At 73.2% G+C, this 15,322-nt stretch carries 11 protein-coding genes, 1 pseudogene and 1 riboswitch; of the genes and pseudogenes, 9 read left to right on the plus strand and 3 right to left on the minus strand.

Annotated features, from left to right (window positions below; translation table 11 throughout):
* Positions 1-165 precede the first annotated feature (165 nt).
* From ACFP1Z_RS07540 to ACFP1Z_RS07555, 4 genes are all read left to right on the plus strand, one after another.
* Complete coding sequence (locus ACFP1Z_RS07540) at positions 166-3,735, plus strand: alpha/beta hydrolase (protein WP_390315128.1); 3,570 nt, start codon at positions 166-168, stop codon at positions 3,733-3,735.
* A gap of 147 nt (positions 3,736-3,882) precedes the next feature.
* The gene (locus ACFP1Z_RS07545) at positions 3,883-4,491 is read left to right on the plus strand and encodes a hypothetical protein (protein ID WP_390315129.1); all 609 of its coding nucleotides are present in this window, start codon (positions 3,883-3,885) and stop codon (positions 4,489-4,491) included.
* Between the two features lie 296 nt (positions 4,492-4,787).
* A complete protein-coding gene (locus ACFP1Z_RS07550) occupies positions 4,788-5,156 on the plus strand; it encodes a hypothetical protein (RefSeq protein WP_390315130.1) in 369 nt (122 codons plus the stop codon).
* A complete protein-coding gene (locus tag ACFP1Z_RS07555; RefSeq protein WP_390315131.1) occupies positions 5,149-5,430 on the plus strand; it encodes a hypothetical protein in 282 nt (93 codons plus the stop codon). Before ACFP1Z_RS07550 ends, ACFP1Z_RS07555 begins: the two co-directional genes overlap by 8 nt.
* A gap of 22 nt (positions 5,431-5,452) precedes the next feature.
* Here ACFP1Z_RS07555 and ACFP1Z_RS07560 read toward each other — a convergent pair whose 3' ends face one another.
* On the minus strand, positions 5,453-5,680 hold the full coding sequence (locus ACFP1Z_RS07560) for a ferredoxin (protein ID WP_390315132.1): 228 nt from the start codon (positions 5,678-5,680) through the stop codon (positions 5,453-5,455).
* A 5-nt stretch (positions 5,681-5,685) separates the two neighbouring features.
* Positions 5,686-7,188, minus strand: a complete 1,503-nt coding sequence (locus ACFP1Z_RS07565; protein WP_390315133.1) for an aldehyde dehydrogenase — start codon at positions 7,186-7,188, stop codon at positions 5,686-5,688.
* Between the two features lie 226 nt (positions 7,189-7,414).
* A riboswitch (cobalamin riboswitch) is annotated at positions 7,415-7,511 on the plus strand.
* A 214-nt stretch (positions 7,512-7,725) separates the two neighbouring features.
* On the opposite strand from ACFP1Z_RS07565, the gene ACFP1Z_RS07570 reads away from it, so the two are divergent.
* From ACFP1Z_RS07570 to ACFP1Z_RS07590, 5 genes and pseudogenes are all read left to right on the plus strand, one after another.
* On the plus strand, positions 7,726-9,003 hold the full coding sequence (locus ACFP1Z_RS07570; RefSeq protein WP_390315134.1) for a prenyltransferase/squalene oxidase repeat-containing protein: 1,278 nt from the start codon (positions 7,726-7,728) through the stop codon (positions 9,001-9,003).
* Between the two features lie 113 nt (positions 9,004-9,116).
* Positions 9,117-9,824: an SCO2322 family protein gene (locus ACFP1Z_RS07575; RefSeq protein ID WP_390315524.1), complete on the plus strand. Its 708-nt coding sequence runs from the start codon at positions 9,117-9,119 to the stop codon at positions 9,822-9,824.
* Positions 9,821-10,936, plus strand: a pseudogene (locus tag ACFP1Z_RS07580) (CbiQ family ECF transporter T component); the annotation flags it as partial. The gene ACFP1Z_RS07575 and the pseudogene ACFP1Z_RS07580, both read left to right, overlap by 4 nt.
* A 542-nt stretch (positions 10,937-11,478) precedes the next feature.
* Positions 11,479-13,137, plus strand: coding sequence for an ABC transporter ATP-binding protein (locus tag ACFP1Z_RS07585; protein ID WP_390315135.1), 1,659 nt, complete (start codon positions 11,479-11,481; stop codon positions 13,135-13,137).
* Entirely contained in the window at positions 13,134-14,021 is an 888-nt protein-coding gene (locus ACFP1Z_RS07590; protein ID WP_390315136.1) for an ECF transporter S component, read from the plus strand. Before ACFP1Z_RS07585 ends, ACFP1Z_RS07590 begins: the two co-directional genes overlap by 4 nt.
* Here the strand turns inward: ACFP1Z_RS07590 and ACFP1Z_RS07595 are convergent.
* Positions 14,005-15,174, minus strand: coding sequence for a steroid 3-ketoacyl-CoA thiolase (locus ACFP1Z_RS07595; RefSeq protein WP_390315137.1), 1,170 nt, complete (start codon positions 15,172-15,174; stop codon positions 14,005-14,007). The two genes, ACFP1Z_RS07590 and ACFP1Z_RS07595, sit on opposite strands and share 17 nt — an antisense overlap.
* Between the last annotated feature and the right edge of the window lie 148 nt (positions 15,175-15,322).

The raw sequence follows: 15,322 nt of genomic DNA on the forward strand, positions 1-15,322 counted from the left end.
CGATTGAGGAACCCGACGTTCGAGCCACAGGACGTGAACAACGACATGCCCAACGGTAAGTACGTTCCTGCGCCGCAGTCGCAGAACCAGCCCGGCAGCAGCACGAGACGAGTTCAGGCCGGGCCCCGGCGGACCGGTGACGGCAAGGACACATACTTGTCGGACATGGACTTCTGGAACCAGAAGGTGAAGCTCACCCTCGACCCGCAGGAGCTGCGCCAGAACCAGGAGTACGCCGAGCGCGCCGACGCCGCGGCCCGCCGCGCGCTGGACAAGTGGTCGGAGCGGACGGACATGCGCCTCCCCCTGGTCCCGGCGCTGGTGCACGCGGCGAACCTGCTCGTGGCGGAGCTCGACGAGGACATCGTCAGCCGTGAGCGCGAGAAGCTGGAGCTGGACCCCACCGTCCCTGCCTCGGTCTCCCTGGAGGACCGGTTCAAGGGCGACTCCGACCGGAACTACCTGCGGTGCATGAAGGACCTGGAGTCGGAAACCGGCACGCCGCGGAGCAACGCCGCCCTGGTGACGGAGGCGGCGTTGGCGGGCCGCAAGGACTGCTCGCTGCTGGTCTACGAGCCGGGGTTCGAGGAGGGGCGCGGGCGTGCGGCCGTGGCCGTGGGACCGTTGGAGACGGCCGAGTACGTCGCGGTACTCGTTCCCGGCATGGGCAGTTCGCTGGAGTCGCTCGGCGAACTGACCGGTCAGGCACGTGACTTGTACAAGCAGTGTCTGCGGACCCGGCCCGGGGCCCGCGTCGCGGTCGTGGCCTGGACCGGTTACAAGGCCCCGCAGGGGTTCGCGGAGGCCGCCTGGGAGCAGCCGGCCAGTGCGGGCGCCGAACTCCTGCGGTCCGATCTGGACATCTGGCGTGAGCACTGGCGCAAGAGTGCTGTCCGCCAGGCCCTGGACATGCCCGCCTACCCCTCGCTGACCATCAGCGGGCTGAGCTACGGGAGTGTGGTCGCCGGGCACACGGCCACCGGCGCCGGTACCGACACTGCGGGCAGGCCCGTGATCGACAACCTCGCCCTGCTCGGCAGCCCGGGCAGCGGGCTGCGCGCCAAGCACCTCGACGCCAACCTCTACACCGCGGCCAATGACGCTGATCTCATCAGTGCACTCGACTGGTTCAGCATCGACACGACGCACAAGAACTACGCCAAGAACGCCACCAAGAGCGTCACCCGCATGAAATCCAGCTACCCCCAGTGGAACCAGGAGGACAGCTTCTGGAGGAACATCAAGAGGGTGCACACGGGCTACTACGACCGCGGCACCGAATCCCTGTCCAACGTCGCCCGCGTCGTCGTCGGCAGGACGGAGGAGATCAGCAAGGAGGAGCAGCGCACCCGGCCGGTCCTGGGCGGCTACCGGAACGTCGTCGGGCGTCTGTTCACCGACCCGCCGAAGGAGAAGAGCGGGCAGAACGGCAAGAGCAGGAAGAAGCGGGACACAGGCGAGCAGGACCTGCGGGTGCCGGACCCGGTCGTCGAGGAGCACACGGAGTCCAGGAAGAAGCCCCGTGCGGACATCGTGAAGCGGCCCGTCAAGCGGGATCCCGCCCTGCCGCGCACGGACGCGCCGGCCGGGCAGAAGCCGCCGACGGTGCTGTACCGCGTGGACACCCGGCCCCCGGCGGAGGTCTTCCGTGACGGTTTCTCCTCCTACGGCAAGGACCTGGACCTGGAGAAGCACGCCCGCGGCGCCACCACCATCGGCAACGCGAGCCAGGCGAGATCCAGCGGTTTCGTCTCGACGACCTCCAATCGCGCCTTCGCGATCAGGTTCAGCGAGCAGCTGCTGGCGGGCCGACCGACCGTGTACCTGTACGAGATCGTGCCCAACCGCAGCTTCTACAACCTGCGCAGCAGCCTCCAGGCGAAGGGCGGCGTGGACACCAGTCTCGTGGACCATGCCCAGGCCCAAGGGGAATGGGTGGCCACAGGCCGGATTCCCCCGGACCACATCAAGAGCGCGACCCCGCTGTCACGGCCGGCGACCGGGCGCGGCGCGCCCGTGGCCGGGCCCGCGCAGCCGAACGTGAAGATTCCGGGGACGGCGCAGAAGGGCTTCGACCCGAACGTCACCCCGCACGCGAACGCCCACCCGTTCGGCAAGCCTGCGCCGGGCACCAAGGCCGCCGCCGGCGGTGTCATGCGCTACGTCCCCGGAACGGATCTCGTCGGGCCGGAAGGGCAGCGGTTCCTCTATCGGGGCGACACCCGCGCCCCCAAGAGCGGCATCCTGGTCAACGGCTTCTCCTCCAACGGGTTCGACGTGGCCGAACGCCCCCACCTGAGCGGCGACATGCGCAACTCGGCGTACATCTCGACCAGCTGGGACAAGGAGACAGCCCGGAAGTACGCCGGCCCCAACGGCTGGGTCTACAAGATCGACAAGAACAAGCTCGGCACGACCTTCAACATCTACGGGTCGAGCGGGCTGACCGGGCGCCCGATGGACGGTGCCGTGCAGCGGAACATGGAGGTCGCCGCCATGTACTACATCCCGCCCGAGGCGATCGTCGACGCCGAGCCGGCGCGGGTGCAGTCGCAGGCGAAGAGCCTGGGGAGCCGGATCAAGCACAAGTACGCCGTGTGGCAGCGCAGCGTCGCCGCCAACCGGCGCCCCGCGTCGAAGTCGGTGCGCACCGGGGCCAAGGCGGCGGGCGGTGCCATCCTCATCGCGGAGAAACTCTTCGAGATCTTCCCGGAGTTGCGGCAGGTGTTCGCACCCCTCACCTCCTGGCTGGACGAGAAGTGGTCCCGTGCCCAGCGCTCGGTCCAGGACTGGCTCATGCCCGATCTCGGCCGGGCGCGGGCGGCGCGTGACGCGTACGACGCCATACCCAACTACCGCTATGCGGAGGAACGCCCGGAGTGGCAGAAGTCCCTCTGGAAGGTACCGAGGAACACCCGCCTCTACGGCCACATCCTGTCGGCCCGCAGGCAGAAGGGCGCGGAGATCGACGAGGAGGACGTCAAGAACATCAACGACGCGCTGAGGTACTCGACGGCCCGGGTCTGGGCCGACGAGAACCTGGAGCCGATCAAGCAGTACTTCTCGCGGAAGATCCGGGAGGACGAGGACGGCTCGGGTGTCTCGCCCAGCGACCTCGCGGACGTGGACGAGATCCTGAAGTCCATCACCCCCGCCATCCTCGCGGAGGAGTGCGTGGACCACGGGAACGTCGAATTCGCCGAGGTGTACGCCGTGCACACCGAGAGATACCTGGCCGAGAAGGAGGCGGCGGGTGAGGGACGCAGGGTCGCCATCGAGGTGTCGGTCGAATCAGCGGACGAGACCCAGGTGCTGTTGTCGAACGCGGAGAGCTCGACGCGGGAGATCACCTGGTCGGTCAACGGCCGGGCGGCCAGCAGATTCCAGCAGCAGGAGAACCATCCGGACCGGTACAAGCACGGCATGAAATCGGGCGGCACCGCCGTCTTCACAGGCGTCCTTCCGGAGGCCGGCGGCCAGGGAGGGCTGCTCAGGCTGTACAACCCGCTCACCCAGTACCAGACCTTCGACATCGCTCCCGAGAAGGTCGGGAACGACATCAGGTACGTCTTCCTCTTCCCCTGCAAGAACGACGGCTCGCCGGCCGGGGTGGAGGCCCGGATCGAGGGCGGCGGGCGCAGCGAGACGATCAGGAGCGGCAAAGCCCTCACGTTCCGCGCCGGGACACCGGTGAAGGTGACGGTGGTGTATCCGGGGCAGGGCGGTTCCGCGTAGTTCCGCCGGCCGGTGACACTCCCGTCAAGCCGCTTGCAGAGCAGAATCCCATCGTCCGATTGCCGCTCGCACCCGTTGACGCCGCCTCACCCCCTCCCCCAAGCTGTCCGCCGTTCCATTACCGAACTCACAGCTCGGGAGGACGCAATGCGAGCACGAGTCACAACAACCGCCCTGGTTCTCGCCGCCGGAGCCGCGCTCCTGGCCACGACGGCCACGACGCAGGCCAGTGCCCGGCCGGCCGGCAAGACGGAGTCGCCCGCCGGGTGGTGCCAGCGGCAGGGCGGTACGCCCGCCGCCTACCGCGCGTACTACGACAACCAGGCCACGCTCACCCCGCTGGGCACGGTGCGCGAGCTCTGTCACTTCCGGGCGGCGGACGGCTCCCAGATCGTCATCCCCGCCGACACGCTCGCCGCCGACGCCCCGACCCTCGCGAGCCTCGCCTACATCCGCAAGCCGGCCCTGCCGCCGGTGCACGGCGGCGCCAACCCGGCCGCCGTGTACTGCGCCTCGCTGGGCGGGACTTCGCAGTTCGGGCAGCACAAGTACGAGGTGGGGGGCTGGATCAGAGAGGGTGACGACGTCAACCGCGGGAATCTGCACAGTATGTGCATGTTCGCGGACGGGTCGGCGATCGACGAGTGGGGGCTGACGTACCACACGGGCGGGGTGATCCGGGGGGCGGATCTGGAGAACAAGTTCTTCGCGTATGTTCCGCCGGCGGCGGGGCAGAAGGCGTGGAACCAGGTGTAGCAGCCCTTTGGTGTGGGTGCCCGTGCCCCCGGCGGGCACGGGCACCCACATGCTTCCCGGAGCACTGCGATGCCCTGCCGCAGCCACGGGCTCCGAGCAGTTCCGCGTGGGTCGCGGGCCGATTGTCGAGCAGGGCGGCGTCCCGTGCGATTCTGCCGCCAGGGGTCAGTAGCACACCTCCCTGCCTTGCCCGGCCGCGGCGGAACAGGCCACCGGTTCGAGTGGCGACAGCAGGTAGGTCCAGGGCCGCGCCCGTTACCCTGCCTGCACATGCGTTTCGCTCAGGAGGCCCCAGCATGAGTACACAGCCCGTGGAGCCGTACGGGGACCCGGACGCGCTCATCCCGCAGCCCGCGATGACGCGGGAAGCCCTGCGTGAGGCGGTACGCCACATCAGACCACTGAACCTGGCCCAGTACGACCGAGAACTCGGTGAGGCATTCGACCAGGCTGTGCGGACCGAATCCATCGGCTGGATGCGCACTTTCCTGATCAAGTGGGCCGTCTTCGTGGCCATCGAGCGCCAGCCCGCACGTGCAGCGGCGCTCCGGGCCGCCGAGCGGACAACCGGTGACCCTGAATCGAGCGACCAGCAGGTCCTGGAGGCCCAGAGCGAGATCGCTCGCATTCTGGACGCGGCCGAGAAGGAGATCGGCCTTGGCTGACGGCGGGCCCGAGTCCGACGGATGGAGCTGCGAGTTCGTCCCCGACGAACAGCATGTCCTCGGAGGCCTTCCGGCCAACGGCCGGGCTGAGGTCGACCGGATCATCCGGGGAATCCTCGATCTGGCAGAGCTGCGTCTGGAAGCCGGTGACGATTACGACGAGCAGAACCCCCGCAAGCTGCGCTCTGTCAGCACGGACAGGCTGATTCTCTGGTACCAGAAGTTCGATCACCGTCGGCGAATCTACGTTGTCCGGACCACGTGGGTCGGCTGACATCACGCCCCGGCAAAGCTCGTCAGTCCCCCGCCGGAAACACCCCCGCCCCCGCCACCCGTACCGAGATCGCCTCCACCGGGCAGTTCTCCGCCGCCTCCAGGACGTCCTCCCTGGGGTCCGTCTCCTCCTCCAGCGGCCGCGACCGGCGGTCCGGGCCCAGGGCGAAGGAGTCCGGTGCCAGCGCCGCGCACATTCCCGAGCCGACGCACACGTCGCGGTCGACCTCCACGCGCCACCGAGCGGGCACGGCACTCACTCCCCCGCCGACGAAGCCGCCGAATCCGCCGAATCCGCCGAATCCGCCGGCAAGTGGATCGTCTTCGGCTCCAGATACTCCGCGAAGCCCTCCGGCCCGAACTCCCGCCCCAGGCCTGAGTTCTTGCAGCCGCCGAAGGGGCCCAGCATGTCCAGGCTGAAGGTGTTGACGCAGTAGGTGCCGGTGCGGACCCTGCGCGCCACGTCCAGCCCCCGTTCCACGTCCCGTGTCCACACGCTCCCCGAGAGCCCGTACTCGGAGTCGTCCGCGATCGCGATCGCCTCTTCCTCGCTGTCGTAGGGGAGCAGGCAGATCACCGGGCCGAAGATCTCCTCGCGGGCGACGCGCATCGTGTTGGTGACTTCGCCGAAGAGGGTGGGTTCGACGTACCAGCCGGTGGGGAGGTGGGCGGGGCGGCCGCCGCCGGTCAGGAGTTTCGCGCCTTCGCGCAGGCCCAGGTCGATGTAGTCGAGGGAGCGGCGGCGGAAGCGTTCGGCGACGAGGGGGCCGAGTTGGGTGGCGGGGTCGAGGGGGTCGCCGACGACGAGGGCGCGGGCGGCGGCCGTGAGGCGGTCGGCGAGTTCGGCGTAGTGGGCGCGGGGGGCCAGGACGCGGGTCTGGGCCACGCAGGCCTGGCCGTTGTTGAGCCAGGCGCTCGGGGCGATCCCGGCGACGGCCGCGTCGAGGTCCGCGTCCGGCAGGACGACGGCCGCCGATTTCCCACCCAACTCCAGGGTGACTCTGGTCAGTTGGCGGGCGGCCACTTCCATCACGCGTTTACCCGCCGCGACCGATCCGGTGAAGGACACCTTGTCGACTCCCGGGTGGCCGACCAGGTATTCGCCGACCTCCCGCCCGGCGGGCAGGATCGACAGCACCCCTTCGGGGAGCCCGGCCTCCAGGGCCGTCTCCGCCAGCAGGTAGGCGTCCAGCGGGGTCTCCGGCGCCGGTTTGAGGATCACCGAGCAGCCCGCGAGGAGCGCGGGCGCCAGCTTGGCGGCGGCGGTGAACTGGGGGACGTTCCACGGTACGACGGCCGCGACGACGCCCACCGGTTCGCGTCGCACCAGCAGGGGGCCGAGCGCTCCGGTGCGCCGTTCCTCGTAGGGGAGGCCGCGCGCGACCTCCAGCGCGGCGTCCCAGACCATGACCGCGCCGAGTGCCTGCGCGAGCACGCTCCAGGAGTAGGGGGAGCCGTTCTGCGCGGAGATCAGCCGGGCGAACTCCTCGCAGCGCGCGGCGATGCCGTCCCGGAGGCGGGTGACGGCCTCGACGCGTTCGGCCGGGGGCAGTTCCGCCCAGACGCCGGAGTCGAAGGCCGTACGGGCGGCGGTGACGGCCCGGTCCACGTCGGCGCGGGAGGCGTGCGGGACGCGGCCGATGGCGCGTTCCGTGTGCGGGGAGATCACATCGATGGAGCGGGGACCGGGCCCGTCCGGCGCGGGGTCGGTCATCACGCCGCCGATCAACAGCTGTCCGTGCTCGGTGAATTCCGTCATGTCCGCTCGCCTCCGCCGGGTGTCCGGACGTCGCTGCCAGCTGTCGCTTCCGGCCGCTTTTTCTGACGGGCCGTCAGTGCAGCAATAGCAGCCCGAGGCGGGGCGGGCAATGGCGCCGACAGCCCGGTGCGCGCCCGCCTTCGCGATCACCGGCCCCCGCGGCCGGGCCCCGCCCTCCCCCGCGGCGGCTAAAGTGTCCGTGACAACTTCATCCCGCCTCGGAACGGGGGAAGCCGGTGCAAATCCGGCGCTGACCCGCAACCGTGAGTACGGTCCGTGCGCGCCCCTGCGCGGCGCGCTGCCCCGTACGAGCCGGAGCACCCGGGCCCAGGCGACAGGCTTGCGGACCGGCCGTACCGCCGACAGCGGCGGTGCACCCGGCCGGTCCACCGGCGCCGTCGAGGTATGCGGAGCCGAGCCCGGTGCCACCGCGCGCTGCCGCGCGGCGGCCGTCCGTGCGCGGCGTTCGCACCCCGGCGGAAGCCGGCGGCGCAGGCCCGTACCCGCAAGGACCCACCGAGAGGCACCGAAGACCCCATGGCCCCCTCCTTCGCCGCCACCGCGCGCCGCGGCGCCACGGCACTCGCCACCGCCGCCGTGCTCACCGCGGCCGTGGCCCCCGCCGCCTTCGCCGACGGCGCCCCGTCCCCGGCGGCCCCGGGGCTCTACGGCACGAACGACCCGAAGTTCGACGGCGTCTTCCGGCAGTCGCTGGCCTTCCTCGCCCAGCACGGCTCCGGCGTGACCCCGGCCAAGGAGGCCGTGGACTGGCTCGCGGGACAGCAGTGCGCGGACGGCGGCTTCCCCGGCTTCCGGGCCGACACGGGCAAGGCCTGCGATCCGCAGAAGGACGAGTTCACCGACCAGACGGCCGTGGCCGTGCAGGCCCTCGCGGCGGTCGGCGGCCGCAGCGAGGCCGTGACCAAGGGCCTGGACTGGCTCAAGGCGCGCCAGAACGACGACGGCGGCTGGGGCTACCAGGCCGGCAGCCCCACCGACGCGAACTCCACCTCGGCGGCGATCGGCGCGTTCGCCGCCACCGGGCAGGACCCGGCGAAGGCGGCCGTGAAGAACGGCAAGGACCCCGTCGCGGCGCTGCTGTCCTTCCAACTCGGCTGCGAGGCGAAGGAGGACGAGCGCGGGGCGTTCTCCTACCAGCGCGACAAGGACGGCGGGCTGCGCGCCGACGGGCTCGCCAGCGCCGCCGCCGGGCTCGCGGCGCGCGGCAAGGGGTACGCCGTCGACCCCGTGAAGCAGGACGCCGACCAGCCGGTCAAGCCGCTCGACTGCGCCGGCGACGCGTCGGCGAAGCCGGCCGGCGCGGACGCCGCCGCGCAGGCCGCGAGCGGCTATCTGTCCCGGACGCTGGAGGCGAACGGCGGCCACCTGATGTCGGCCATGCCCGGCGCCCCCGCCAAGCCGGACCAGGGCATGACCGCCGACACCGTCCTCGCCCTGGCCGCCGGCGGGCACCGCGCGGCGGCCGCGAAGCCGCTGGACTGGCTGCGGTCCAAGGACAGCGGCACGGCCGACTGGGCCAAGGGCGACCCGGGCAAGCTGGCCAAGCTCGTCCTCGCCACGCGCGCGGCCGGCGGGGATCCGCGTGACTTCGCGGGTACGGACCTCGTCGCGCAGCTGAACGCGACCGGCCCGAAGCCGGCCTCCGAGGGCTCCTCCTCGCCGTCGGCGAAGCCGGAGAAGGAGAAGAAGGAGGACAAGGGCGGCACGTTCGGGGCCTGGTGGGTGGTCGCGGTCTTCTTCGTGGCCAGCGTCGGGGTCGGCTTCCTGCTCAGCGGCCGGAAGAAGAAGCAGTGACCAGGGGGATACGGGGAGCCGGCCTCGGCCGGTCCCGCCGGCCGGCGTCTCGGCAGCGGCACCTGTCGGTGACCGCCTCCGGACAGGCGGCGGAACGCTCCGCGCGGTGGCCCCTGCCCGGCCGGACGGCCCGGAGCCCGCGCGTCGCGCGTCCGCTCGCCGCACGCCGCGGCCCGCGCGCCCTCGCCGCCCTGGTCCTCGCCGTCCTGTTCGCCGTGCTCGGCCAGTCCCCCGCGCACGCCGCCGGCTACCGCTACTGGTCGTTCTGGGAAGCCGGTTCCGGCGGCGCGTGGACGTACGCGACGCAGGGGCCGGCCACCGCGCGGCCCGGGGACGGGCAGAGCGTCGGGTTCCGGTTCGCCGTGAGCCAGGACTCCGCCGAGGCCGCGAAGCCGCGGGGTGCCGCCGACTTCGGGGCGGTCTGCGACGGTACGCCGGCGAAGGAGGGCAGCAAGCGGGTCGCGGTCGTCGTGGACTTCGGCACCCCCGAGGACGCGCCCGGCGGGGAGACGCCGCCCGCCGCCCGCAGCGCGTGCGCGCAGGTCGCGAAGGACGCGAGCGCCGGTGAGGCGCTCGCCGCCGTCGCGCAGCCGCTGCGCTACGACTCCTCCGCGCTGCTGTGCGCGATCTCCGGCTACCCGAAAGCGGGCTGCGGCGAGCAGGTCGGCGACAAGAACCCGCGCCCGGCGCGGAGTTCGGCCGCCTCCGGCGGCAGCGGCGAGGACGACGGCGGGCCGTCCGCCGGGCTCCTCGCCGGCGTCGCCGCCGTCGTGGTCCTCGGCGCCGCCGCCGTCTGGCAGGCCCGGCGCCGGCGCGGATGAGCGGGCGCGCCGGCACCCGGCTGGGCCGCGCGGTCGCGGCACCGGTCGCCGACCGGGCGGGCGCGCTGCACGCGGGCGCCTGGTGGGTATGGGCCCTCGGCCTGGCCGCGGCCGCCTCGCGCACCACGAACCCGCTGCTGCTGGCGCTGCTCGTCGGCGTCGCCGGGTACGTGGTGGCCGCGCGCCGCACCCAGGCGCCGTGGGCCCGCTCGTACGGGGCGTTCCTGCGGCTCGGGCTCGCCGTGCTCGGTATCCGGCTGGCCTTCGCGGTCGTCCTCGGCTCGCCGATCCCCGGCACCCATGTGCTGGTGACCCTGCCCGAACTCCCGCTGCCCGACTGGGCGCGGGGCGTGCGCGTGGGCGGCCGGGTCACGGCCGAGGGGCTGGTCTTCGCGCTGTACGACGGGCTGAAGCTGGCCGCGCTGCTGGTGTGCGTGGGCGCGGCGAACGCGCTCGCCAGCCCGGCGCGGCTGCTGAAGTCCCTGCCGGGCGCGCTGTACGAGGCGGGGGTGGCCGTCGTCGTCGCGATGACCTTCGCCCCGAACCTGGTCGCGGACGTGCGACGGCTGCGGGCCGCCCGCCGGCTGCGCGGCCGCCGCGACCGGGGACCGGTGGCCCTGCTCCAGGTGGGGTTGCCGGTGCTGGAGGGCGCGCTGGAGCGTTCCGTGGCGCTGGCGGCGGCGATGGACGCGCGCGGGTACGGGCGTACGCGCCCCGTCCCGCGCGCCGTCCGGCACGTGACGGCCGTGCTCACGCTCGGCGGGCTGCTGGGTGTGTGCGTGGGCACGTTCGGGCTGCTCACCGAGCAGGACGCGGACGGCGGATACGGGATGCCCGTACTGGCCGCCGGGCTCGCGGCGGCGCTCGCGGGCCTGTGGCTGGGCGGCCGCCGCTCGGCCCGCACCCGCTACCGCCCGGACCGCTGGGGCGTACGGGCCTGGCTGGTGTCGGGCTCGGGCGTCGCGGTGGCGGCCCTGACGGTATGGGCGAGCACGTACGCACCGACGTCCCTGCACCCACCGGCGGTCCCGCTGACCTCCCCCGAACTCCCGCTGTGGCCCGCGGCATCGGTACTGCTGGGGCTGCTGCCGGCGGCAGTGGCCCCGAAACCGGCCACGCCTGCCGCCGCCGACGACGGCACGGACACGGTGCCCGGAGCGAGGGCCGGTACGGCAGCCGACGGGTCCGGGACACCTCCGCCCGGGCAACCCGATCCCCGCCCGTACCGCATGCACCGCACGCCAGAGGGCGCCTTCGTGCCGTACCCGCACGCGGCAGCCGACGGCCAGGGCCGCGTCCGGCCGGGGGCCGCTCCGGCCTCCCCGGCCCCGGACGACGGCCCGGCGCCGCGTACCCGCCCGTCGGCCGGCGACGCGCCCATGCCCGCACCACGAGAGCGGACCACCGCACCACCCGGTCACCTCCCCAGGGCCCGCGTCCGGCCGACGGCCGAGCCGGCCTCCCCGGCCCCACCCGACGCCGCTCCCCCGCCGCGCGCCCGCCCTCCGGTCGACGACATACCCGCGCCCGCGCCGGGCGAGCCGCACGCCCACAACACCACCGCACCGCCCAGTCCCCGCGCCCCGGAAACCCGCGCCGCCCGTCCCGACACCCGCCCGCAACCCCCCGCCCCGTGCCCCGAGGAGGCCCCCCAGTGATCCGTTTCGAGGGTGTCTCCGTCGTTTACGACGGCGCGGACGCGCCCGTGCTGCGCGGGGTGGATCTCGCCGTGCCCGAGGGCGAGTTGTGTCTGCTCGTCGGGGCGTCCGGGGTCGGCAAGTCGACCCTGCTCGGGGCCGTCAGCGGGCTCGTGCCGCACTTCACCGGCGGCACCCTGTACGGGCGCGTCACCGTCGCGGGACGCGACACCCGTACGCACAGGCCGCGCGAACTCGCCGACGTCGTCGGCACCGTGGGCCAGGACCCGCGCGCCCACTTCGTCACCGACACGGTCGAGGACGAACTCGCCTACGGCATGGAGTCGTTGGGCCTGGCGCCCGCCACGATGCGGCGCCGCGTCGAGGAGACCCTGGACCTGCTCGGGCTCGCCGCCCTGCGCGACCGGCCCATCGCCACGCTCTCGGGCGGGCAGCAGCAGCGCGTCGCGATCGGCTCGGTGCTCACCACGCACCCGAAGGTGCTGGTCCTGGACGAGCCGACGTCCGCGCTCGACCCGGGGGCCGCCGAGGAGGTGCTGGCGGTCCTGCAGCGGCTCGTGCACGACCTGGGTACGACGGTACTGATGGCCGAGCACCGGCTGGAGCGGGTCGTGCAGTACGCGGACCGGGTCGTGCTGGTCCCGGGGCCCGGCGAGCCCCCGGTGGCGGGCACCCCGGCGGAGATCATGGCGGTCTCCCCGGTCCGCCCGCCGGTCGTGGACCTGGGCCGGCTCGCGGGGTGGTCCCCGCTGCCGCTGTCGGTCCGCGACGCCCGCCGCGCGGCGGGCCCGTTGAGGGAGCGGCTGGGGGAGTTCGAGGAGCGGGGGCCGGGGCGGAGCCCCGGTCCCGGAACGGGCCGGGCAGGGGAAGGTCCCGACGCGCCCGCAGCCGCCACCGCCCCCGCATACGTCACCCGCCTCACCCTCCGCCACGGCCCCGTCACCGCCCTCCGCGATCTCACCCTCACCCTGCGCCCCGGCGAGACCACCGCCCTCATGGGCCGTAACGGCGCCGGCAAGTCCACGCTCCTGCGCACCCTCGTCGGTATGCACCGCCCCACCGCGGGCGAGGTCCGCGTCGGCGGCGTCACCCCGCACACCACGGCCCCCGCCCGGCTCCTGCGGCACGTCGGTCTCGTCCCCCAGGATCCCCGCGACCTGCTCTACGCGGACACGGTCGCCGCCGAGTGCGAGGCCGCCGACCACGACGCGGACGCAGCCCCGGGCACCTGCCGTGCCCTGGTGCGCGAACTCCTCCCGGACGTGGGGGACTCGACGCACCCCCGTGACCTGTCCGAGGGGCAGCGTCTGGCGCTCGCGCTCGCCGTGGTGCTCACGGCGCGACCGCCGCTCGTCCTCCTCGACGAGCCGACCCGTGGTCTGGACTACGCCGCGAAGGCGCGTCTGGTCGAGATCCTGCGCGGCCTGGCCGCCGACGGGCACGCGATCGTCCTGGCCACCCACGACGTGGAGCTGGCCGCCGAACTCGCCCACCGGGTCCTGGTCATCGCGGGCGGCGAGCTCGTCGCGGACGGTCCGACGGCCGAGGTCGTCGTCTCCTCCCCGGCCTTCGCCCCGCAGGTCGCCAAGGTGCTGGCCCCCCTGCCGTGGCTGACGGTGCCGCAGGTACGGGCGGCACTGGAGGGAACGTCATGAGCACCGCGGACACGCTCCGTACCGAAGGGCAGGCCCGTGCCGTCCGGCTCGGTCCGCGTTCGGTCGCCGCGCTGGTGCTGGTCTCGGCGGTCGGTGTCGCCGCCTTCGGCTGGCCGCTGCTGGCCGGGCCGGGGGCGGGGACGGCGCACGCGCAGGACGCCCCCTGGCTGTTCGCGGCGCTGCTGCCGCTGCTGCTGGCGGTCGTCGTGGCGACGATCGCGGACAGCGGTCTGGACGCGAAGGCGATCGCGATGCTGGGTGTCCTGGCGGCGGCGGGCGCGGCGCTGCGGCCGCTGGGGGCGGGCACGGCCGGTATCGAGCCGATGTTCTTCCTGATGGTGCTCTCGGGCCGGGTGCTGGGCCCCGGATTCGGCTTCGTGCTCGGCTCGTTGGCGATGTTCGCGTCCGCGCTGCTGACGGGCGGGGTGGGGCCGTGGATGCCGTTCCAGATGCTCGCGATGGGCTGGGTGTCGCTGGGCGCGGGGCTGCTGCCGGGCGCGGACCGGCTGCGGGGGCGCCGGGAGGTGCTGATGCTGGCCGGGTACGGGGCCGTGGCCTCGCTGCTGTACGGGACGGTGATGAATCTGCAGGGCTGGCCGTACATCGGCACGCTGGCCACCGGGGTGTCGTTCGTCCCCGGTGACCCGCTGCCGGACAACCTGGCCCGGTTCGTCGCGTACTGTCTGGCGACCTCCCTGGGCTGGGACCTGCCGCGCGCGGCCGTGACGGTGGGCGGGACGCTCGCGCTCGGGCCGGTGGTGCTGGCGGCGCTGCGGCGGGCGACCCGCAGGGCGGCGTTCGAGGCGCGGGTGGCGTTCGAGGGCCCTGGGCGGAAGGAGGCGCCGCCGCCGTCGGCGGGCGGCTCCGCTACAGCCGCTGAATGATCGTCCCCGTCGCGAGCGCGCCCCCCGCGCACATCGTGATGAGGGCGAACTCCTTGTCCGTCCGCTCCAGTTCGTGCAGCGCGGTGGTGATCAGCCGGGCGCCGGTCGCGCCCACCGGGTGGCCGAGGGCGATGGCTCCGCCGTTGACGTTGACCTTCTCCAGGTCCTGGTCGAAGACCCGCGCCCAGGACAGCACGACGGACGCGAACGCCTCGTTGATCTCGACGAGGTCGATGTCGTCGAGGGTCATGCCGGCCTTGCCGAGGACGGCCCGGGTCGCGTCGACGGGCCCGTCGAGGTGGAAGTGCGGGTCGGCGCCGACGAGCGCCTGCGCGACGATACGGGCGCGCGGCCGCAGCCGCAGCGCGCGGGCCATGCGCTTGGAGGACCACAGCAGGACGCACGCGCCGTCGGATATCTGGGAGGAGTTGCCGGCGGTGTGCACGGCGGTCGGCATGACGGGTTTGAGGCCGGCGAGCGCCTCCATGTCCGTGTCGCGCAGCCCTTCGTCGCGGTCGACGAGCCGCCACATGCCCTGTCCCGCGTACTGCTCCTCCTCGGTCGTGGGCACCTGCACGGCGAAGGTCTCCCGCTTGAAGCGCTCCTCGGCCCAGGCGCGGGCGGCCCGCTGCTGGGAGAGCAGTCCGAGCGCGTCGACGTCCTGGCGGGTCAGTCCGCGGCGGCGGGCGACGCGCTCGGCGGCCTCGAACTGGTTGGGCAGGTCGACGCTCCACTCGTCGGGGAACGGCTTGCCGGGCCCGTGTTTGGAGCCGCTGCCGAGCGGGACCCGGGACATGGATTCCACTCCGCAGCCGATGCCGATGTCGATGACCCCGCCGGCGATCATGTTGGCGACGATGTGGTTGGCCTGCTGCGAGGAGCCGCACTGGCAGTCGACAGTGGTCGCGGCGGTCTCGTAGGGCAGTCCCATGGCGAGCCAGGCGGTGCGGGCGGGGTTCATCGACTGCTCGCCGGCGTGGGTGACCGTGCCGCTGACGATCTGCTCGACGCAGTCCGGTTTGATGCCGGTGCGGGCGAGCACCTCGCGGTAGGTCTCGCCCAGCAGATACGCGGGGTGGAGACCGGCGAGGGTGCCGGCGCGCCTGCCGATGGGGGTCCGTACGGCTTCGACGATGACGGGTTCCGCGGCCATGGCTCGTCCTCTCCTGGCGTCTGGCATCGCTGACTGCTACCCCCGGTACGCCAGGGTCGCGCACCCTGGGCCCGGACAACAGATGGCGTCACCCGCCTTGCCCGCCCCGGGGCCCCTCACTACGTTCGAACGAGCGACCGGCTTTTCT

Origin of the sequence: Streptomyces gamaensis (genome assembly GCF_042656465.1) — a bacterium.
In the GTDB taxonomy this organism is placed as follows: domain Bacteria; phylum Actinomycetota; class Actinomycetes; order Streptomycetales; family Streptomycetaceae; genus Streptomyces; species Streptomyces gamaensis.